Source organism: Aminobacter sp. NyZ550 (assembly GCF_025628925.2).
In the GTDB taxonomy this organism is placed as follows: Bacteria; Pseudomonadota; Alphaproteobacteria; order Rhizobiales; family Rhizobiaceae; genus Aminobacter; species Aminobacter ciceronei.
Genome location: NZ_CP114190.1, coordinates 2,146,423 through 2,165,279 on the forward strand (window position 1 = coordinate 2,146,423; position 18,857 = coordinate 2,165,279).

Sequence of the window (18,857 nt, forward strand, 5' to 3'; positions counted from 1 at the left end):
TTTCGATGGAGAAACGAAGGGTCGCCAGGCTGAGGGGACTGATAGCCGGGTACCCTGAACTCAACTCTTGATGGGTGAAGACCTCCCCTTCGTTGGCGGGGTGGGAGACTTGGATTCTCACAATGTCGTGAACGCAAGGCCGCTACAGCTGGCCCAAATCGCGACTTATTGCGGATTCTCAAGCACCCACGCCCATGTTGCTTGAACCAACAAAGTCTGTGGCCGTGACCCCGAAATTGTAAGCTGACAGTTCGCGCTAGGCTGTTTGGGCGGGCGGCCCAAGAACTCGCGATAGCGATCTAGCTATTGCAGCCGAGAATCGGCGGGAAATATTGAGCTATTGCAATCACTGTACAATTACGTGTCGTCGATCTGGGAAACGGCCAAGTTCCGGCTGCTTGTTGCGGATGAAAAAACGCAGCGTTGATCGCTCGATCGGGCAGGTCAGCTTAGGCCGAAGGGCTAGCTCGCGCGGCGGTCCAATTGACCGGATGGGCTACATCAGCGCCCTCGATAGCTCATCTTGGATATACCGAACCGTTAACAAGACGTATATGCTATTAACTAATGCTCCCCTTAGGCGGCAATGGGGGAAGAAATAGCTTTGTGAACATTGGGTGGGAGACCTCATGTACCGAGTGGCTATTCCCAGCGCACGCCGCGCTAACGGAGCAGATGGCTCCGCACAGAAGACCTGCAAGACGTTGCTGATCGTCGCTCCGGCCGATTTCGTGTCGGAGAGCCTGATTTTCGCAATCGAACGCGAATTTCACTGGATCACTGTCGAGCAGGTGCCGACGCTTGCCGATGCGTGCGTCGGCTTCGAGGCTCCGGTTTCGCTGATCCTGGTCGAAGCCAAGCAACTGCCGCAGGTCGCGGCCCAGTCCGAACGGCTGGCGCTTCTGCACCCCTCGGCACAGGTCATGCTCATCCAGGAAGACGGCAGGCAGGAGGTTTCGATCCGTGATGTCGTCACCGCGCGGAACGTTCGTGGTGTTCTGCCGATGAACCTGAAGCTTGACGTCTGGCTGTCGGTGGTGCGCCTGGTGTTGCGCGGCGGCGAGTATTTCCCGCTGTCCTTGTTCGAGCCGATCGTCGAACGACGCCGCGCCGGAGTGCTCGGACCGATCGCCAATCTTGAAGCCCCGTCACCGAAGGCGCCCGTCGCGCAGGACGGCGAAACCGACGATTTCGACGAACTCACGGAGCGCGAGCTGCAGATCCTGGCGATGGTTGCACGCGGCCTGCAGAACAAGCTGATCGCCGCGGCGCTCGGGCTGTCCGAGCATACGGTGAAGATCCACCTGCACAACATCATCACCAAGCTTGGCGCGCACAATCGCACCGAGGCGGCGGCGGTCTATCACAAGCGGCGCGACAGCGTCGGCGATCGTCGCGTCAGCAGCGACGGCGTCGTGCCGCACGCTCAGCATACCTTGTCATGAGCGCGCGATGCCGCGTTTCCAGGACGTGCTGCTTACCGTTGGCCAGTTGAACTACACCTGGACCAACACCGAAAGCCTGCTCATCTATCTGATCGCCGGTCTTGCCAAGGTCGACAAGGAAACGGCGATCATCATCTTCCTCACTCTTAATACGACGCGTGCGCGCCTTGATCTTGTCGAGCGCCTCGCAAAGATGGCGAAGACACCGCAGGCCTGCCGCGACGCCGTGCTGTCGGTGGCCGACCAACTGACCCACCAGGGCAAGCTGCGCAACAAGTACAGCCACTGCATCTACTCGTTCGACGAGACCGGCACTCGCGCCAGCACCCAGCTGATGCGCATCTTCGACAGCAAGGACAGCGTCCGCTACGGCAAGAACGAGGAGCTGGACGACAACGAGATGCATCGCATCTCGGCCTCGATCGAGGCGATCAGGGACATCAACCGGCAGATCTGGAAGATCGTCGAGGAAAATCAATTCCCGCACTGAGCGGGCTGGGCATCCTCAAACGCCGATCCGCGTCCACCTTCCGCTTTCCGACTGCGACTGCCGCGCAAAGTAGCGGTAGGGCGTGCTTTTCCAGTTCCTGATGGCGCCGGTGCGGTTGTCTAGGATGAGGTCGCCGCTGTCGGTGCGGACCGTCAGCACCGTGTGTCCGGTGCCGCCATAGGTGGCGACGGTCAACAGAAGCGTGGATGCCGGCCAGCCGAGCTTGCGCAGCTCGTTCTTCTTGAGAATGGCGATGTCCTCGCAGTCGCCCACCGATGTCGGCAGCCGCCAGTCGTCGTCACGTCCTGTCGTGGCGATGTCCTCGCGCTGCCGGATGCGCTGGTTGACCGAGACATTGACCCGCTTGAGGTCGTTCATGCGCGCCTCCGTCAGCGCCATCACCTTGGTCTTGCCGGCGGTGCTGCATAGTCCGGGTTGTCTAGTGCAAAAGGTATTTGCAGCCGGCGGGGCAAAGGCATAGCCGACCGTACTCATGCTTGATCCGGAGGTGACAGACTGGCTGCAGCCAGCCGTAAGCAAGGCGATCGCAACAAGTGCCGCGAACTTGTACATGTGCTGTTCCCCTCTCAACGGGTACTAGCAGACAGCATATTAGAGCTAGATAAATCAACCCATGCGGGCGGCCTTTGCACCGATTTCAAAAGGTTGTATGCTTAACAAAGTGTTTCCGATGATCGGAACGCGTGATCATAGCGCCAGTTTGGGGACGGGCGCGTTTTTTCCCTCAGGAGGAAGAAATGACGACGTACCCAACCTGCGTGCGCAGGATTCACACGATTCTGCTGGTTTCCTCGGCTCTTGCGGCGGTCAGTTTTGTTTTCCCCGCATCAGCCCAGAGCAACATCCGGCCACGCATGACGGCCGCGCAATGCCAGCCACTTTCCCAAAGCAATTATGAAATGTGCTGCATCGCGCTCAATCGCAGCAGCATCATGTCGGCTGACGAACTGGCGCAATGCCCACCACTGACCACGTCGCTGATCGCGGCCGTATTGGCCGGTAGCGAGAATGACGGCGATGACGGCGGCACCGGAAGCGACGGTGACGGCGGTGGTGATGGCGACGGCGACGGCGACGGCGACGGTGATGGCGACGGCGACGGTGATGGCGATGGCGACGGTGATGGCGACGGTGATGGCGACGGCGACGGCGGTGGCGGCGGTGGCGGCGGCGGTGGCGGCGGCGGCGGCGGCGGCGGCGGCGGTGGCGGCGGTGGCGGCGGCGGTGGCGGCGGCGGCGGTGGCGGCGGCGGTGGCGGCGGCGGCGGCGGTGGCGGCGGCGGCGGTGGCGGCGGCGGCGGCGGCAGCGAAGATGGCGATACTGGTGGCGGCGGTGCCGGTGGAGCCGGTGGCGGCTCGGGTGGCGGTGCCGGTGGAGCCGGCGGCGGCTCGGGTGGCGGTGCCGGTGGAGCCGGCGGCGGCTCGGGTGGCGGCGCCGGTGGCTGAGCCTGACCGAACCTGATCGGGCAACATGCTGGAGATCCCGGGCGGCGACAGCCGCCCGGTTTATTGTTGGATGCAGCGGATATAGCCCCGGCTGGGGCCGTTTATTTGGATACCGCCCAATAGCGGTCGTCGGCAAAGGTCGTGCCCATCATCAGGCCCTTGACCCGCGCGCTGACGCCGACCTTGCGCACTTCCTGGAACATCATGATGAAGGGGGAGGTGTCCGTATGCACCTTCTGGATCGCCTCATACATGGCCTTGCGCTTGGCCGTGTCCTGCTCGCGCACCGCAGCCATTGCATCGGGCGAAAGCCGGCCGGCGTTCCAGCCGAAGCGGTCGGCCAGGCTGTCGGAGCCGTCGGGAGCATCCTGTTTGTTGACGGCGAAGGCCTTGGCGTTGGAGTGCGGGTCGGGATAGTCAGGCCCCCATAGCCCAAGCCAGATGTCGAGGTCGTGGTTGCGGTAGCGCTCGAGCCATTCGCGGCCGCCGATCACCTGCAGATTGATATGGACGCCCGCCTGCGCCATGGTGGCCTGGATTGCCTTGGCGAAATCGGTGAAGGGTTGGGTGTCCCACACCACCATGTCGAGCGAGAACTCGCCGCTGACCCCGCCTTCGGCCAGCACCGCCTTCGCCTTTTCGACGTTGAAGCTGAAAGGCGTATAGGCGATGGCGCCGAGGAAGCCGTTGGGCACCAGCGTCTGGTGCACTTCCATGGTGCCGCGTGAAATGGTGTCGACGATGCCCTGGTAGTCGACGAGGTACTTCATCGCCTCGACCACCTTGGGATTGGCGAGATACTGGTTCCTGACGTTCAGGCCCATGTAGTAAATGTTGCCCGAGCGACCATGGACGATGGACAGCTTCGGGTTGTTGGTGAGCGTGTCGAAATCGTTGGGCCCGAGCCGGTTGGCGATGTCGATCTCGTCGGTTTCGAGCAGCCAGCGCTGGGCCGAGCTTTCGGCGACATGGCGGATGAGCACGTGCTCGACCTTGGCCGGCTCGCCCCAATAATTGTCGTTGCGGGTCAGCAGGATCGACACCCTCGGTTGCCATTTGCTGAGCGCAAACGGCCCCGATCCTGCGGAGTTTTGTGCCTTCAGCCAGCCATTGCCATAGTCGCCGTTTACTTCCTGCGCCTTGACGATCTTGCTGTCGACGATTGCGCCCATGTAGGACGACAGGCAGTAGAACAGGAAACTCGGCGAATAGGTTTCGGCAAGGGTGATGACCAGGGTCTGGTCGTCCAGCGCCCTGATGCGGTCGTCGACATTGTCAGGCGAAAAGCCGAACTGGCCGATGATGAAGGCCGAGCGCGACTTGAGGTGAATGACCCGCCTCAGTGAGAATTCGGCGTCCCACGCCGTCACCGGATTGCCCGAGGCAAAGCGCGCCTTCGGGTTCATCTTGAAGGTGAAGGTCTTGCCGTCGGGCGAAATCGCCCAGCTTTCGGCGAGCAGGCCCCTGATGCGGGTCGGGTCGTCGACGTCGAAGGTGAGCAGCGACTGGTAGATCTGACTGCTGGTCAGCACGCCGCCGACCTCGCCGACCTCGCCCGGGTCAAGGGTCACGACGTCGTCGATGGCATCGGCGACAACAAGCGTATCGTCAGGCGTATGGGCGAACGCAACCGAAACGGCGAGCGCCATCCCCAACATCGCCGCAACCATCGCCTTGAACAAACGCATGCCTCTTGTCCCCTCATGAGCCGTTGCTGCGGCCCAAATCATCGGCTCGGCGGCGTCGATCAGAAAGTCGTCGTAATAGGCCGATTTGTGAAGGGGTTATATTCTTTTGCCCGCATATGAACATGCGGCATGATGCATGGAATCGTATTTCAACTTTATCCAGGTTTCGCGTATTCTGTTTCGAAATTCCCGCCGCTTTGGGTCTCGGATGGCGTGTTCATGTCGCGATTCCGGATTACTGTTGCTCTCAACGTCTGTTTTTGGAATCGTTTTCTCCTGGAGTTGTCCGATGCGCTTTTCTCTGTTGGCTGCAGTCGTAACTGCCGGGTTGGCTTTTGCCACCGGCGCGCAGGCCGAACGCCTGACCGACAAGCCGCTTGTCGACACCGCCTGGCTCAAGTCCAACCTCGGCAACAAGAGCCTCGTCGTGATCGACGTGCGCGATGCCGCCAAGGATGGCGCCAACCCCTACGCCAAGGGCCACGTGCCCGGTGCCGTCAGCGCTCCCTATTCGACGGTCGGCTGGCGGGCCGAGGTGAATGGCGTTCCCGGCATGCTGCCGCCGCTCGAGACCATCACCAAAACCATCGGCGACCTTGGCGTCAGCAATGACAGCCATGTCGTCATCGTACCGAATGGCACCGACTCCTCGGAATTCGGCGGCGCCACCCGCGTCTACTGGACCTTCAAGGTGCTCGGCCATGACGCCGTGTCGATCCTCGACGGCGGCGCCCGCGCCTGGGAAGCCGCCGGCGGCGAACTGGCAACCGATGTCACCAAGCCCGCGGCGGTCGCCTTCACGGGCGAGCTGAAGAAGGAGCTTCTGGCCACGACCGCCGATGTCGAAAAGGCACGCGCCGAAGGCATCAAACTGATCGACGGTCGCCCGGCCGCGCAGTTCAAGGGCGAGGCGAAGAGCCCTGTCGTCCGTGTTGCCGGCACCATTCCCGGCTCGAAGAATCTCGAAAACAGCAAGCTCTATGACGCGGAAAAGGCGTCCTTTGCGTCGAAGGAAGCGGTTGGAAGCCTGTCGCAGTCCGTTGGCCTGGCCAAGGACGAGCAGAACATCGCCTTCTGCAACACCGGCCACTGGGCGTCGGTGGTGTGGTTCGGCCTGAGCGAGGTCGAGGGCAACAAGAACACCAAGATGTATGATGGCTCGATGGCCGAATGGGCCGCCGATCCGGCACGCCCCGTGCAGCCCGGCAACTGATCGCCAGAGGGCAGGGCCGACATGACGATGTCCGGGAGCGATCCTGGACATCTTCGTTTGCAGCGGCCACGCCTACACTTCCAGAATGTCCCGGACTGATCTGAAATGACTGAGATAAATGCCACCGCGCCGGCACCTGTCGCTGGCGTCAACCTCGACAAGGGACCTGTCGTCTTTGTCGGGCTTGCCTTGATCCTCGGCGGGCTCGCCATCGGCCAGGTGATCGACACGCGCCAGGCGGTACTGTTTGTGATCGGCGGCCTGCTTGGGCTGACGCTCTACCACGCCGCCTTCGGCTTCACTGGCGGCTGGCGCCGCTTCGTCGTCGAGAAGCGTGGCAATGCCATCCGCGCCCAGATGCTGATGATCGCCGCGGCAGCGGTCGTCTTCATTCCGCTTTTGTCGCTCGGCAGCTTCAACGGCCAGGCGCTCGTCGGTGCCTTCGCGCCGGTCGGCGTGTCGGTGCTGGTGGGTGCCGCGATGTTCGGTCTCGGCATGCAACTCGGCGGCGGCTGCGGCTCGGGCACTTTGTTCACCGTCGGCGGCGGCAGTTCGCGCATGCTGGTGACGCTGATCTTCTTCATCGTCGGCGCAGTCATAGGCACGGCGCATCTGCCGTGGTGGCTGGCGCTGCCGTCGCTGCCCGAGATCAGTCTCGGCAAAACACTTGGCGTGACGGGCGGAGTGATCGTTACACTTGTCGGCCTGGCGGCCGTCGCCGGCCTCACCGTGCTGGTTGAGCGTCGTGCCCATGGCGCCATCGAGACGGCAAAACCCGTGCCACGCCAGGGCGTGGGCCGCTTGCTGCACGGTCCGTGGCCGCTGATCGGGGCAGGGCTTCTGCTCGCCGGGCTCAACATCGCGACGCTGGTCACTGCCGGCCATCCGTGGTCGGTGACCTTCGGCTTTGGCCTGTGGGGCGCCAAGGTGGCGCAGGCGGTCGGCGTGCCGGTCGAGACCTGGGCGTTCTGGACCTGGCCCGGGCCGGCCAAGGCGCTGGGCTCCAGCGTGCTCGCCGACATCACCTCGGTGATGAATTTCGGCATCATCCTGGGAGCCGCGCTGGCGGCAGGCCTCGCCGGCAAGTTCGCGCCCAAGGTGCATGTGCCTTTCGCCTCGTTCCTGGCGGCGGCCATCGGCGGCGTGCTGATGGGCTATGGCGCGCGGCTGTCGTTCGGCTGCAATGTCGGTGCGCTGTTTTCCGGCATCGCCTCGGGCAGTGTGCATGGCTGGCTGTGGTTCGCCTCGGCCTTTGTCGGCAGCCTCGGCGGTGTCGCTCTACGTCCGCTCTTCGGTCTCGATGGGTTCAAGAAATGAGCGCGCGCAACACTCTGCTGTTCGGCACGGCCTTCCTCGCCGCCACCTCGGCCGTCGCCGTCGACCATTACCGCTTTGCCGTGCCGAAGGCTGCACCCGCTGCCGCCGCGCCGGCAACGCCCTGCGCCGCCGGTAACCCGTGCGGTGCAAGCTCGCCTTGTGCCGCAGCTTCGCCCTGCTCGGCCGCATCGCCTTGTGCCGCGGCCGCTCCTTGTGCCGCAGCATCCCCATGCGCGGCAGCGTCGCCATGTTCAGCAGCTTCGCCTTGCTCGGCGGCACCCGCTCCGGCGGCCGTCGCCCCTTGCGGCGCTGCCTCGCCCTGCGCGGCAGCTCCCTCACCTGCCGCATCTCCATGCGCTGCCGCTCCCGCAGCCTCGCCTTGCGCGGCCCAGCCGCAATAGGCCAAGCTGCGGTCCGGAGGCCAAGGATGGACGAGATGAGAGTGGAGGCGGCGCGACAGGCGCTGTTTTGCGAGCAGGTGCTGGCGAAATCGAGCAGCAACGTGCTGCTCGAGACGCTGCGCGAGGCCAAGTCGGTGGCCGCCTGGGAGCATTTTCCCCAAGGCGACGTGTTCGACGCTGAGACGGGTGCGCAGTGGTATTATCACAGCCACCCGCCGCAGGAGGGGCAGGCCGAACACGGTCATTTCCATTGCTTCGTCAGGCCGGAAGGCGCCAACGGGCCGATCCACCACGTGGTGGCGGTCGGCGTCGACGCCTATGGCCGGCTGCTGCGTCTGTTCACCGTCAACCAATGGGTCGTCGGCGACAACTGGTTGGAGGCCGAGGCGACGATCGCGCTCTTGCCGCGCTTCGACCTGCATTTTGCCCGGCCGTCCTACCTGGTCAATCGCTGGCTGAGTGCCGTGCTGGCGCTCTATGGCGAGGAGATCAGGGCGCTGATCCGCGAGCGCGACCGCGTACTGGCCGCGCATCATCAGGCGAATGGCGCTCCAGCGCGCGACGACCGCGCGCTGGAGGTGACGTCCGAACTCGGCGTTGACCTTCGCCAGATGGCCGCCGGCCTGGGCGTCTGAACGCATTGGAACTGCGCGTCGTGCTTTCCTGAAATCGGTCCCGATTTCGGGGCCGGTGCGCTATCCCCTGAGGATGATCCTGATGGCCTGGTCGAACACGGTGTGCATGCTGCTGGCATAGAAGGACAGGCGGTTGCCCGAGCCGGCATTGCAGGCCATGGCCACCGTCAGGCCGGACCTGGGCTCGTGCTGCATGACGGCGACGTAGCCCGGAATGCTGCCTTGGTGGCCGAAGAACGGGCGGTCGGCGTAGCTGCTCTGGAACAGGCCGGCACCTGTCTCGCGCATCCGGGTTCCGGGAAAGCTGACTTCTGCGCGGTTCTCGCTCATTTCGCGGAACAGCGGTGCCGGCAGGAGGCTGCCGTCAAACAGCCCACGCATGAAGACCACCATGTCACTCGGCGTCGACACCATGTCGCCGCAGCCATAGGCGCCGGAAAAGGGAAAGCTGTCCGAGGAGTCCTGTAAATCGTCGGAATAGGGCAGAACGCCGTCCATGCGCCACATCTCGCCGCCGTCGGCCAGCGTCGCGCTGGCACCTGTCACAGGCTTCGGACGATGATAGTAGCCGCGCACGATGCGCCCGGACGGAAAACTTTCGGTCGCCGGCGACCATGTGTCCTCGAGGCCGAGCGGTCCGAGGACCTTTTCGCGGAGATAGGCGCCGAGCGACAGGCCGGATGCCGCTTCGATCAGCATGCCGGCCAACACATAGCCGGTGTTGTTGTAGACCGCAGGGCCGCCGGGTGCAGTCTGCCCGCCGACGTTGAAGGCGAGCTCGACCAGTTGGGCCGGCGTCCAGGTCCGACTCGGGTCCATCGGGATGTCGTATTCGAACTCCGGCAAGCCGCCGCGATGGTTGATCAGCTGGCGCACCGACACCTCGCCCGATCGCGGCAGGTCGGGGAACCAGGCTGAAATCGGCGCGCCGAGATCGACCTTGCCGTCCTCGGCGAGCTTCATCAGCGCCGCCGCGACGAAGGTCTTGGTGCAACTGCCGATCTTGAACAGCTGGTCCGGTGTGACGGGCAGGTTGAACTGCTTGTCCGATACGCCCGCGGTGACGGCAACGACCTCGCCGTCGCCACGCGCGAAGGCGAGGGAGGCGCCTACCGCGCCCTCGGCGCGGTAGGTTTCGAGCAGACGGTTCAGGTCTTCGCGCATGACTGTCTGCTTTCTCCGTTGCTTGCCTTACTCGGCGACGTCGACGGCGGCGAAATTCTGCCGGCCGAACGGATCCATCACATAGTTGAGCACGCTCTTGCGCACCGGGATCGAGACCACCGAATGGGCGATCGGCGCTTCAGGCACCTCTGCCTTCAGGATCGCCTGAGCGGCGCGGTAGATCTCGGCGCGCTTCTCCGGATCTGATGTGACGCGGCCGGCAGCGAGCAGCTTGTCGAACTCGGGATTGCACCAGCGCGAGCGGTTCGAGCCACCCTTCACGCCGTCGCAGGCAAAGGAGAAGGACAGCATGTTGTCCGGATCGCCATTGTCGCTCGAACCGCCGAGCAGATAGGCGTCGTGCTCGCCCTTGCCGGTGCGGGTCAGGTATTCGCCCCACTCGAAGGTGACGACCTCCGACTTGACGCCGACAGCCGCCCAATCGGCCTGGATCATCTCGGCCATGCGGCGGGCGTTGGGATTATAAGGGCGCGACACCGGCATGGCCCAGAGCTTGATGTTGGTGCCGGCGTCGAGGCCTGCTTCCTGCAGCAGCTTCTTCGCACCTTCCGGATCGTAGTCGATCGCTGCGTCGGTGACGGCACCCAACTGCATCGGCGGCACCACGCTGCCTGCCAAGCTGCCGGCGCCCTGATAGACCGCTTCGACGATGGCCTGGCGGTTGATCGCCTTGGCAAGTGCCGTGCGCACGCGCACGTCGCCGAGCGGCCTGTGCTCGGTGTTGAAGCCGACGGAGCCGATGTTCTGGCCCGGCTGGCTGAGGATATCGATCTCGGGATTGTCCTTGATCTCGGCAAGAGCTGCGGCCGGCGGCGGGGCGGCGACCTGGCACTCATTGGCCTTGATGCGGGTGACGCGGACCACAGGCTCCGGCGTGATGGCGAAAATCAGCGTGTCGATCTTGGGCGCGCCGTTCCAGTAGTCCTTGTTGGCGACGTAACGGATCTGGGCGTCCTGCTGGTAGGCCTGCAGGATGAACGGGCCGGTGCCAACCGGGCGCTGGTCGATGATTTCGGGCGTACCGGCGGCGACCATCTTTTCGGTCTGCTCGAGCGACAGGATGGAGAGGTAGTCGAGCGCGACCCCGGCGAGGAAGGTGACGTTGGCTTCGTTAAGCGTGAAGCGCACCGTGTAGTCGTCGACCTTCTCGATGCTCTTGATCATCGAGCCCATGCCGAGGCCGAAGAAGTACTCGTATGAGGCGTTCGACAGCTTGTGATAGGGGTTCGCGGTGTCGCGCTGGCGCTCGAAGGTGTAGAGCACGTCGTCGGCATTGAACTCGCGCGATGGCGTGAAGGTTTCGTTGGAATGGAACTTCACACCCTTGCGCAGATGGAAGGTGTAGACCTTGCCATCCTCCGACACGTCCCATTTCTCCGCCAGCGCCGGTCCGACTTCGGTGGTGCCGGGCTTGAACTCGACGAGGCGGTTGAAGATCGTCTTGGCTGCGGCGTCCATTGTGGAGTCGGCCACCGTCAGCATCGGGTTGAAGGTTTCGGGGCTGGCCTCCGAGCAGTAGACAAGCGTCTTGGCGTAGGCCTGGCCGCCGAACAGCATGGTCGAGGCGACAAGCGCCGAACGCAGAAACATGCCTGAAGAAGTCATTGTTATCGCTCCCTGTTTTGGTTGGTTTCGGCGCGCAGCGGTTCTCCTCCCACAGCGCCGAGATGCTTGCTGCCTGTGGTCTAGCTGCCCGCGGCGCTGATGCCGTCAGGCTGCACGAAACGGTCCGGCGCGAGTGCGCCATAGCTGACGCCGAGTTCCACGAGATCATCCGGCAGCGGCTCGCCGCGCATCAGCGCCGATCCCAAGCGGGCCAGTGTCAACGACACCTGGAAGCCGTAGCCGCCCTGCCCGCCGAGCCAGAAGAAGCCGGGCAGGTGCGGGTCGAAGCCGACGACCGGCGTGCGGTCCGGCGCAAAGGTTCGCAGGCCGGCCCAGGGCGTCGACGGCCGGCCGACATCGAGACCGGTCGCTTCCTCGATGTTGTAGGCGGCGGTGGCGACGTCGATGTCCTCGGGATAGGCGTCGCACGGTTCTGTGTCTGCCTCGTCGGCGAGTGAGCCGATCAGGCGGCTTGCATCAGGCTTGAAATAGAAGCGCTCGTGCAGGTCGACGACGAGCGGCCATTTGCGCACATCGACGCCGGCGGGCGGGTCGAACAGGAAGGCGGTACGCCGCTTGGGCATGAAGCCGAGGCCAGACAGGCCGGCACGGCCGGCGATGACGTCGACCCAGGCGCCTGCCGCGTTGACGACGATGTCGCCCTCGTGGATGCCCGAGGCCGTAACGACGCGGAAGCCTTCCGGCGTGCGCTTGATTTCGAGCACGTCGGCGCCGGTTACGATCTTGCCGCCTGATACCTTTAGTGCAGAGGCCTGGGCCTGGACCATCTTGCCGGTGTCGATGTCGACGGCACCCGGTTCGTAGACGGCACCGCAGGTTCGCTCCGGCGCGATCAGCGGCACCAGTTCGGTGACGTCCTGAGGCGACAGCCGCCGCACTGATGGCACCAATGCCTGGTACTCTGCTGCGAGCTTGTCGATGGCATCGTCATCGTCGGGGCCGCCGAAATGCAGGGCGCCGCGCACATGCTCGATGAAGCCGCCATCGATGATGGCCTGCCGGCTTGCCACCGACAAGGCGCGGACCAGCGCGTTGCCGTAGGTTTCGGTGAACAGGGCGGCGGAGCGCCCGCTGGCGTGGTAGCCGAGCTGGGATTCGCGTTCGATCACTGTCACCTCGGCCCATTGCTGGACCGCGGCAGCGAGCGAAAGGCCGGCAATGCCGCCGCCAATGACGATAACTCTAGGGGTGTGGGACGTGGAATGCATGGCCATTCGTAAAATCATTTTCTGATCGGGTCAATAATTAGCGGATAGGAAAAATATGGGTGAATCTTGCGACAAGGAAGGAGTTGGACTAGCTAACATAGTCAGGTGATGGAGATGCCAATGTCCGAACAGCCGAATCTCGGCGACTGCCTGCGCAACCTGAGACGGCAACATGGCTGGACGCTTCAGGATGTCAGCCACCTCACCGGCGTCGCGGTGTCGACGCTGTCGAAGGTCGAGAACGACCAGATGTCACTGACTTACGACAAGTTGCTGCAGATCTGCGGCGGGCTCGGCATCCATGTCACCGAACTGTTGAGCGGCGATTCAAAGCAGCCCACGGCGCGCACACGCCGGTCGGTGACGTCGAAGAGCACGACCCTGCGCCAGCTGACGCGCAACTACGACTATTATTATCTCGCCACGGATCTGGTGCGAAAGCGCATGGTGCCGATCCTGGCTGATGCGCGGGCGCGCACGCTTGAGCAGTTCGGCCCGCTGACCAGCCATGCCGGCGAGGAATTTCTGATCGTGCTGAAGGGCGAGATCGAGGTCCACACCGAGCAATATGCGCCGGTGCGGCTCAAGGCAGGCGAAAGCGTCTATATCGACAGCACCATGGGCCATGCCTACCTTTCGGTCGGCGAGGGCGACGCAGAGATGCTGTGTGTCTGCTCCGGCGATGAGCCGGACATGGAGCAGACCCTGATCGGCCTTAATGAGGAAGAGAAGGTTGGGGCCTAACTGGGCCCTAGAGAGTTTCCGCTTTTCTTCGAATCGCGGAATCTCTCTATCTCTTTGTTTTTACGTAATTCCGGACGGAAAACCGCTGCACACTTTTCCTGGAATTGCTGTAGACGCTGCGTCCTTTAGGCGACGCGGCGGCCTTCGCGCCAGACGGTGCGCACCACCGGCACGTGCTCGTCGACACGCACTCGCACCAGATCGCCACGGCGCCCGGCCTCGATGACGCCGCGGTCGGTGAGGCCGACGGCGTCCGCCGGGTTCTTCGACACCATCGCCATTGCCTGCGGCAGCGAGATGCCGTCGACGACCTCGCCAAGGAAGAAGGCCGACTGGATCAGGCTGAACGGGATGTAGTCGGACGACAGGATGTCGAGCAGGCCGTGCTCGGCAAGCGCACGGGCCGAGACATTGCCCGAATGCGAGGCGCCGCGCATGACGTTGGGCGCGCCCATCAGCACGCCGAGGCCGGCACCCTTCGAGGCGGTCGCGGCTTCGAGCGTGGTCGGAAATTCGGCGACGCGGATGCCCTGCGCGATGGCCTCGTCGACATGGGCTGACGTGGCGTCGTCATGGCTCGCCAGCACGATGCCGCGCGCGTGGCAGGCGGCCGAGATCGCCTGGCGGTTTGGCGCCGAATTGCGGGCGGAATCGCCCATGCGCTTATCGCAGAATGTCCGGAACTCGACGTCGTTCAGCTTGAGCTTGCGCTGGTAGTAATAGGCATAGGTCTCCAAGTTGACGAACTGGCGCTGGCCGGGCGCGTGGTCCATCAGCGAGGCCAGCTTGACGCGGTCGTCGCCGTCGAAGACGGCAAAGCTGTCCTGGCAGTCGCCGGCCGAGACCTCGCAACGCAGGTGGATGAAGTGATCGGCGCGGACACGGTCGGCGCGCACGCTGTCTTCGATCGCATCGGCGAGCAAGCGCATGTCGGCGGCCGTCATGTCGGCATCCTCGTCCATGCCGACACGCAGAGCGTCGAACACGGTGGTGATGCCGGCGGACGCCACTTGCGCGTCGTGGGCGAGCACGGCGGCAATCGGGTTCCAGCGCACGCGCGGGCGCGGCGCATAATGGCCTTCGAGATGGTCGGTGTGGAGCTCGACGAGGCCGGGAATGACGTAGTCGCCGGCCATGTCCTCGCCAATGGCGCTCGGGCCGGTGGAAATCTCTGTTATCCTGCCATCACGGACGACGATCGAGCCGTCGATCACCTCGTCGGCAAGGACGATGCGGGCATTCTTCAGGACAAGGTCGGTCATCTCAGGCGGTCTTTCTTTCGGCTTGCTTGCCCAGTGCGCGATAGGTCCGCACTTCGAACGGCGCGCCCGGCGATGGCTCGACGAACACGGCCAGGCCATCCATCGGCACCGGCCTGTCGAGCGTATCGCCCAGGCATTCCTCGATTGCGGCGCGGACGCGCTGGGCTTCCTCGGCCGAGATGCGGCCGGTCAGGGTCATGTGGAAACGGAAGGTGTCGAAAACGTAAGGGTAGCCCCACTGGCTGAGGTTGCGGCATTCCCGGGGCGACAACGCATCGGGGTTGCGGCGGGCGATCTCGGCGTCGCTCAGCGGGGCGCGGAACGGCTCGAAAGCCGTCACCACATCGCCGGCGAAGCGGTCGAGCTCGGGCAGTTGCTCGGCGGGGACCAGGGCGAAGAAGCCGTCGATCTGGGCGAGCTTCAGGCGCGGAATGCCGAACGGCACGGCGGCATTTGCAAAGGCGTCGACCGCATCGATGAGGCCAACCTCGGTCATGCCGTCGGCGAGACGGAAGGGCGCCTTGAGGGTGGCGTGAAAGCCATATCGGCGGGCTGCTGCCGTGTGGAACGCCACTTCCGCGGCCGACAGTTCGCCGAACGCTTTTGCCGGAGTGACTGCGCCGCCAAACGCATCGCGCCCGAGCCAGCCGGCCGCGATGCGGCACAGCGGATCATCGTGCTCAGGCGTGAAATAGATGGCGTAGCGCATGGAAAGGTTCCTGGAAGGCCGTGCGATAGATGATTTGCGTGACAGTTTGACGAAGTAGTGGCCGACTTTGCCGCCTTTGCAAGGGCCGGCCACATTTGTTCAGTGACTGGCCTTGTTGCCGATCAGGCGTTGGCGCAATGCAGTCGAGATGTTGTCGAAGATGAACACCACGACAAGGATCAGCAGCACCATATAGGCGACGTTTTCCCAGTCGGAATTGGTGCGCATCGCTTCCCACAGCTTGAGGCCGATGCCGCCGGCGCCAACGGCGCCGATGATGGTGGCCGAACGGGTGTTCGATTCCCAGAAATAGAGCGACTGGCTGATCAGCACCGGCAGTACCTGCGGCACGACGCCGTAGCGCTGGACTGAAACAGGCGAAGCGCCGACCGAACGCATGCCTTCGCGCTGCTTGTCGTCGATGTTTTCCAGCGCCTCGGAGTAGAGCTTGCCGAAGGTGCCGGTGTCGGTGAAGAAGATCGCCGAGATGCCGGCAATCGGGCCGGGTCCGAAGGCGCGGGTGAAGAACAGCGCCCAGATCAGCATGTCGACCGAACGCAGGAAGTCGAAGAAGCGCTTGGCGACCTGGTTGACCAGGCGGTTGCGGGTGATGTTGCGCGCTGCAAGGAATGCCAGCGGGAAGGCGAGCAGGCTGGCGAACAACGTGCCGACGAAGGCCATGACGATGGTCTGGGCGAGCTTGAGCCAGACGTCGCCATGCTGCCATTCCGAGTTGTTGACAATATTGTTCCAGGCAAGTGCTGCGTTCGAAGTCTTCGGGTCGATACGTTCGCCTGACAAGACCAGCGACACGATCTCACCGGTCGACTTGCCCCAATAGGGCGAATGGCCGTCGAAGAAGAAGTTTTCCCAGCCGAAGAAGCGATGACGGACGTTGACGTCGTCGGCGTCGATCTGAGCACTGCCGGCAAATCCGAAATCGACGGTGATCTTTTCGCCCGGCTTTTTCTGGGTCGCCCAGGACGGAAGTTCGCCTGTAACAGTGATGCTCTTTGCCGGTACGATGGCGATATCAAGCGTCTCGCCGCCGTTTGTCACGACGACACTGGTCGGGGTGACCTCGATGCGGTCGCTGCCGTCGATCTCGACGGTCACGCGGCTGGCCGACGCCTTGTTGGCCGAAGCGGTCGAAGCAGTTGCCGATGGCCGCTCGAAGCTCAGCCACTGCGGATGCCGGTCGGCGCGGTAGGCCGAAAACCGGGGGTAGCTGATGTCGAGGCGGTCGTCCTTGAAGTCGATCTGCGGCCGCACCTCGTAGGAAACCCAGTCGGCGAGGTAGGTGCCGGCGATGCCCCAGTTGCCGCCGGCAAGCACGGCACCGACGGCGAAGAACCACCAGGCGAAGGCGAGATAGGCGACAAGGCCCAGACCAACGGCCCAGCCGGTCAGGGCCTTGCGCCAGGAGCCGGCGAAAACGTCGGGATGGCGCTCGGAGATCGCCTGCATCTGGGTAAGGGAAAGGGTGGTCATGAACTTAGTCCCCGCGGCCGAAGGCGAAGGCCTGTTCGCCGACCAGTTTCTTGCGCAGCCAGGCAGAGAACTGGTCGACCGCGACGATGGTGCAAAACAGGAGGATGATGATGGCGATGGTCTTGGCTTCGTGGTTGCGGCTGATCGACAGGCGGAGCACCTCGCCGATACCGCCACCGCCGACAGCGCCGATGATGGTCGAGGCGCGGACATTGATCTCGAGGCGCAGCAGCGCGTAGCTCAGGAAGTTCGGCATCACTTGCGGCACGATGCCAAACCAGACACGCTCGGGCCAGTTGCCGCCGACAGCGCGCAGGCCTTCGTCGGCCTTCATGTCGGCGTTCTCGACGACCTCGAAGAACATCTTTCCGAGCGCGCCGATGGTGTGCAGCGACACCGCGATGATCGCCGGGATGGCGCCCATGGAGAGCACGGCGAGGAAGAAACCGGCGATGACGATCTCGGGGAAGGCGCGCAGGATTTCGAGGAAGCGGCGGACGAAAAAGCGCAGCCAGCGCTGGGTGACGAGGTTGGATGCCGCCAGGAAACAGAGCAGGAAGCCGAAGGCGAAACCGATCAGCGTCGAAACGAGCGCGATATTGATCGTCTCCAGCATCTTGTAGACGTATTCGGGCAGGTAGAACGATCCGAACAGATACATCCGACCTTCGGGATAGTCGAATTTCAGGCTGCCGTCGGCATAGGGCGAGGGCAGGTCGAACATGGCGCGCCAGATATCGAAGACGTCGCGCGGGATCATCTGGTCGACGAAGTCGAAGAAATGCGGCAGCCGATCGAAAAACTTGCCGGCATTGCTGTCATTGGCGAACCAGAGCGATCCGGACAGCGCGATGAAGAGGAAGAACAGACCGCCAGCCGTATAGAGGCGGCGGCGGCTGGCGAGTTCGCGCCAGTGCTGCTCGACCGCGAGGCCGGCTTCCGAGAGGGGCATTGTCATGAGGTTTCCGTCCGATGCCGGATAAAACGGGACGCGCCGCGGTTGCTGCGCGGCGCGTCCGTGTTGCTTTCGAGGCTTAGCTGCCGATCTGCGCCTTGCGGGCGTCGATCACAGGCTGGTAGAATTCAGGGGTGACTTCGGTGAAGCCCTTGAAGTCGCCGCCCTGGATGGCCGCGAAGCAAGCCGGATCGGTCTCCGGCAGCTTGACCATGTAGTCCTTGAACTTGCTCTTGATGTCGGCGTCGAGCGAGGTGCGCACGACGATCGGTCCGTTCGGGATCAGCGGCGACTTCCAGACTTCGACCAGGTCGTCCATGTCGAGGATGCCCTTGTCGACCATCTTGCGGAGATTGCCGGACGTATAGCCATCGTTGAATTCGCCGACGCCCGAACCGAAGGTCGTGCCGGCGTCGAAGGTGCCCTTGAGCACTTCAAGGACGAGGTTTTCATGACCGCCGCCGAAGCCTGTCTCGGCGAAGTAATCCTTCACGGCGACGCCGCCGAGATCCTTTGGCAGCGCGGTGACGGGGATCAGGTAGCCCGAGGTCGAGTCTGCATCGGCGTAGCCTAGTTTCTTGCCCTTGAGGTCCTCGAGCTTGGTGATGCCCGAATCCTTCTTGGCGACCATGATGGTGTAGTAGCCGGTGGCGCCGTCGGTCTGGACGGTGGTCAGGATAGGCTCGACCGCGTCCTTGTTCTGAAGGTAGATCTTGGCGTAGCCCGAAGCGCCGAGCTCGGCGTAGTCGAGCGTGCCGCCGAGCAGGCCCTGGATGGTGCCGTCATAGTCGGCGGCCGGGAACAGCGACACCTTCTCGACGCCGATGGCCTTGGGCAGCTGGTCGACGAGGCACTGGAAGTTGCGCAGGCGGTCGGCTTCGTTTTCGCCGCCGATCAGGCCGATGCGGAATTCCTTGAGGTCGGCGGCATTGGCCGAACCGATCGCCAGCACGGCGAGCGAAGCGGCACCCAGGAGTGCTTTCTTGAACATCACAGATCTCCAGTTTGGCCCAGCACCTTGC

18 protein-coding genes are annotated in these 18,857 nt (G+C 63.7%); 6 read left to right on the top strand and 12 right to left on the bottom strand.

Annotated elements, in window-relative coordinates; genetic code table 11:
* Positions 1 to 629: 629 nt before the first annotated feature.
* Both N7E70_RS10580 and N7E70_RS10585 read left to right on the top strand, forming a co-directional pair.
* Positions 630 to 1,445: a helix-turn-helix transcriptional regulator gene (locus N7E70_RS10580; RefSeq protein ID WP_067958720.1), complete on the top strand. Its 816-nt coding sequence runs from the start codon at positions 630 to 632 to the stop codon at positions 1,443 to 1,445.
* Positions 1,446 to 1,452: 7 nt separating this feature from the next.
* Positions 1,453 to 1,935, top strand: coding sequence for a hypothetical protein (locus tag N7E70_RS10585; RefSeq protein WP_067958723.1), 483 nt, complete (start codon positions 1,453 to 1,455; stop codon positions 1,933 to 1,935).
* A gap of 15 nt (positions 1,936 to 1,950) precedes the next feature.
* Here the strand turns inward: N7E70_RS10585 and N7E70_RS10590 are convergent, their stop codons facing one another.
* The 3 genes from N7E70_RS10590 to N7E70_RS10600 form a co-directional block, all read right to left on the bottom strand.
* Positions 1,951 to 2,508, bottom strand: a complete 558-nt coding sequence (locus N7E70_RS10590) for a transglutaminase-like cysteine peptidase (protein WP_067958727.1) — start codon at positions 2,506 to 2,508, stop codon at positions 1,951 to 1,953.
* A 275-nt stretch (positions 2,509 to 2,783) separates the two neighbouring features.
* A complete protein-coding gene (locus N7E70_RS10595) occupies positions 2,784 to 3,428 on the bottom strand; it encodes a hypothetical protein (protein ID WP_263006299.1) in 645 nt (214 codons plus the stop codon).
* A gap of 74 nt (positions 3,429 to 3,502) precedes the next feature.
* The gene (locus tag N7E70_RS10600) at positions 3,503 to 5,089 is read right to left on the bottom strand and encodes an ABC transporter substrate-binding protein (RefSeq protein ID WP_263006300.1); all 1,587 of its coding nucleotides are present in this window, start codon (positions 5,087 to 5,089) and stop codon (positions 3,503 to 3,505) included.
* Between the two features lie 289 nt (positions 5,090 to 5,378).
* Here N7E70_RS10600 and N7E70_RS10605 point away from each other — a divergent pair, with 289 nt between their 5' ends.
* A complete protein-coding gene (locus N7E70_RS10605) occupies positions 5,379 to 6,302 on the top strand; it encodes a sulfurtransferase (RefSeq protein ID WP_263006301.1) in 924 nt (307 codons plus the stop codon).
* Between the two features lie 105 nt (positions 6,303 to 6,407).
* Positions 6,408 to 7,619 (top strand): YeeE/YedE family protein, encoded by a 1,212-nt coding sequence (locus N7E70_RS10610; RefSeq protein ID WP_263006302.1) that lies wholly within the window; start codon positions 6,408 to 6,410, stop codon positions 7,617 to 7,619.
* A 67-nt stretch (positions 7,620 to 7,686) separates the two neighbouring features.
* Here the strand turns inward: N7E70_RS10610 and N7E70_RS10615 are convergent, their stop codons facing one another.
* Complete coding sequence (locus tag N7E70_RS10615; protein ID WP_263006303.1) at positions 7,687 to 8,025, bottom strand: hypothetical protein; 339 nt, start codon at positions 8,023 to 8,025, stop codon at positions 7,687 to 7,689.
* Between the two features lie 21 nt (positions 8,026 to 8,046).
* Between N7E70_RS10615 and N7E70_RS10620 the strand changes: the two genes are divergently transcribed.
* Positions 8,047 to 8,655, top strand: a complete 609-nt coding sequence (locus N7E70_RS10620) for a DUF6969 family protein (protein WP_263006304.1) — start codon at positions 8,047 to 8,049, stop codon at positions 8,653 to 8,655.
* Positions 8,656 to 8,715: 60 nt separating this feature from the next.
* Here the strand turns inward: N7E70_RS10620 and N7E70_RS10625 are convergent, their stop codons facing one another.
* The 3 genes from N7E70_RS10625 to N7E70_RS10635 form a co-directional block, all read right to left on the bottom strand.
* A complete protein-coding gene (locus N7E70_RS10625; protein WP_263006305.1) occupies positions 8,716 to 9,819 on the bottom strand; it encodes a serine hydrolase domain-containing protein in 1,104 nt (367 codons plus the stop codon).
* A gap of 27 nt (positions 9,820 to 9,846) precedes the next feature.
* Positions 9,847 to 11,445 carry an ABC transporter substrate-binding protein gene (locus tag N7E70_RS10630; protein WP_263006306.1) on the bottom strand — a complete coding sequence of 533 codons (1,599 nt, stop codon included), beginning with the start codon at positions 11,443 to 11,445 and terminating at the stop codon, positions 9,847 to 9,849.
* An 80-nt stretch (positions 11,446 to 11,525) separates the two neighbouring features.
* The gene (locus N7E70_RS10635; protein WP_263006307.1) at positions 11,526 to 12,680 is read right to left on the bottom strand and encodes an NAD(P)/FAD-dependent oxidoreductase; all 1,155 of its coding nucleotides are present in this window, start codon (positions 12,678 to 12,680) and stop codon (positions 11,526 to 11,528) included.
* 114 nt (positions 12,681 to 12,794) lie between these two features.
* Between N7E70_RS10635 and N7E70_RS10640 the strand changes: the two genes are divergently transcribed.
* On the top strand, positions 12,795 to 13,418 hold the full coding sequence (locus tag N7E70_RS10640) for a helix-turn-helix domain-containing protein (protein WP_154386860.1): 624 nt from the start codon (positions 12,795 to 12,797) through the stop codon (positions 13,416 to 13,418).
* Between the two features lie 125 nt (positions 13,419 to 13,543).
* On the opposite strand, the gene N7E70_RS10645 is transcribed toward N7E70_RS10640, so the two are convergent.
* The 5 genes from N7E70_RS10645 to phnD form a co-directional block, all read right to left on the bottom strand.
* Complete coding sequence (locus N7E70_RS10645; RefSeq protein WP_263006308.1) at positions 13,544 to 14,680, bottom strand: alpha-D-ribose 1-methylphosphonate 5-triphosphate diphosphatase; 1,137 nt, start codon at positions 14,678 to 14,680, stop codon at positions 13,544 to 13,546.
* 1 nt (position 14,681) lies between these two features.
* Positions 14,682 to 15,389, bottom strand: coding sequence for a DUF1045 domain-containing protein (locus tag N7E70_RS10650; protein ID WP_263006309.1), 708 nt, complete (start codon positions 15,387 to 15,389; stop codon positions 14,682 to 14,684).
* A 99-nt stretch (positions 15,390 to 15,488) separates the two neighbouring features.
* A complete protein-coding gene (gene phnE, locus N7E70_RS10655) occupies positions 15,489 to 16,880 on the bottom strand; it encodes a phosphonate ABC transporter, permease protein PhnE (RefSeq protein WP_263006310.1) in 1,392 nt (463 codons plus the stop codon).
* A gap of 4 nt (positions 16,881 to 16,884) precedes the next feature.
* The gene (gene phnE, locus N7E70_RS10660) at positions 16,885 to 17,838 is read right to left on the bottom strand and encodes a phosphonate ABC transporter, permease protein PhnE (RefSeq protein WP_263006311.1); all 954 of its coding nucleotides are present in this window, start codon (positions 17,836 to 17,838) and stop codon (positions 16,885 to 16,887) included.
* 76 nt (positions 17,839 to 17,914) lie between these two features.
* Positions 17,915 to 18,826, bottom strand: a complete 912-nt coding sequence (gene phnD / locus N7E70_RS10665; protein WP_192568902.1) for a phosphonate ABC transporter substrate-binding protein — start codon at positions 18,824 to 18,826, stop codon at positions 17,915 to 17,917.
* Between the last annotated feature and the right edge of the window lie 31 nt (positions 18,827 to 18,857).

Coding starts and splice junctions, on each gene's coding strand:
- N7E70_RS10625 (WP_263006305.1), bottom strand. CDS start 9,819: ATGCGCGAAGACCTGAACCGTCTGCTCGAAACCTACCGCGCCGAGGGC.
- phnD (WP_192568902.1), bottom strand. CDS start 18,826: ATGTTCAAGAAAGCACTCCTGGGTGCCGCTTCGCTCGCCGTGCTGGCG.
- N7E70_RS10610 (WP_263006302.1), top strand. CDS start 6,408: ATGACTGAGATAAATGCCACCGCGCCGGCACCTGTCGCTGGCGTCAAC.
- N7E70_RS10590 (WP_067958727.1), bottom strand. CDS start 2,508: ATGTACAAGTTCGCGGCACTTGTTGCGATCGCCTTGCTTACGGCTGGC.
- phnE (WP_263006311.1), bottom strand. CDS start 17,838: ATGACAATGCCCCTCTCGGAAGCCGGCCTCGCGGTCGAGCAGCACTGG.
- N7E70_RS10585 (WP_067958723.1), top strand. CDS start 1,453: ATGCCGCGTTTCCAGGACGTGCTGCTTACCGTTGGCCAGTTGAACTAC.
- phnE (WP_263006310.1), bottom strand. CDS start 16,880: ATGACCACCCTTTCCCTTACCCAGATGCAGGCGATCTCCGAGCGCCAT.
- N7E70_RS10640 (WP_154386860.1), top strand. CDS start 12,795: ATGTCCGAACAGCCGAATCTCGGCGACTGCCTGCGCAACCTGAGACGG.
- N7E70_RS10630 (WP_263006306.1), bottom strand. CDS start 11,445: ATGACTTCTTCAGGCATGTTTCTGCGTTCGGCGCTTGTCGCCTCGACC.
- N7E70_RS10605 (WP_263006301.1), top strand. CDS start 5,379: ATGCGCTTTTCTCTGTTGGCTGCAGTCGTAACTGCCGGGTTGGCTTTT.
- N7E70_RS10645 (WP_263006308.1), bottom strand. CDS start 14,680: ATGACCGACCTTGTCCTGAAGAATGCCCGCATCGTCCTTGCCGACGAG.
- N7E70_RS10580 (WP_067958720.1), top strand. CDS start 630: ATGTACCGAGTGGCTATTCCCAGCGCACGCCGCGCTAACGGAGCAGAT.
- N7E70_RS10635 (WP_263006307.1), bottom strand. CDS start 12,680: ATGGCCATGCATTCCACGTCCCACACCCCTAGAGTTATCGTCATTGGC.
- N7E70_RS10595 (WP_263006299.1), bottom strand. CDS start 3,428: ATGTTGCCCGATCAGGTTCGGTCAGGCTCAGCCACCGGCGCCGCCACC.
- N7E70_RS10650 (WP_263006309.1), bottom strand. CDS start 15,389: ATGCGCTACGCCATCTATTTCACGCCTGAGCACGATGATCCGCTGTGC.
- N7E70_RS10600 (WP_263006300.1), bottom strand. CDS start 5,089: ATGCGTTTGTTCAAGGCGATGGTTGCGGCGATGTTGGGGATGGCGCTC.
- N7E70_RS10620 (WP_263006304.1), top strand. CDS start 8,047: ATGGACGAGATGAGAGTGGAGGCGGCGCGACAGGCGCTGTTTTGCGAG.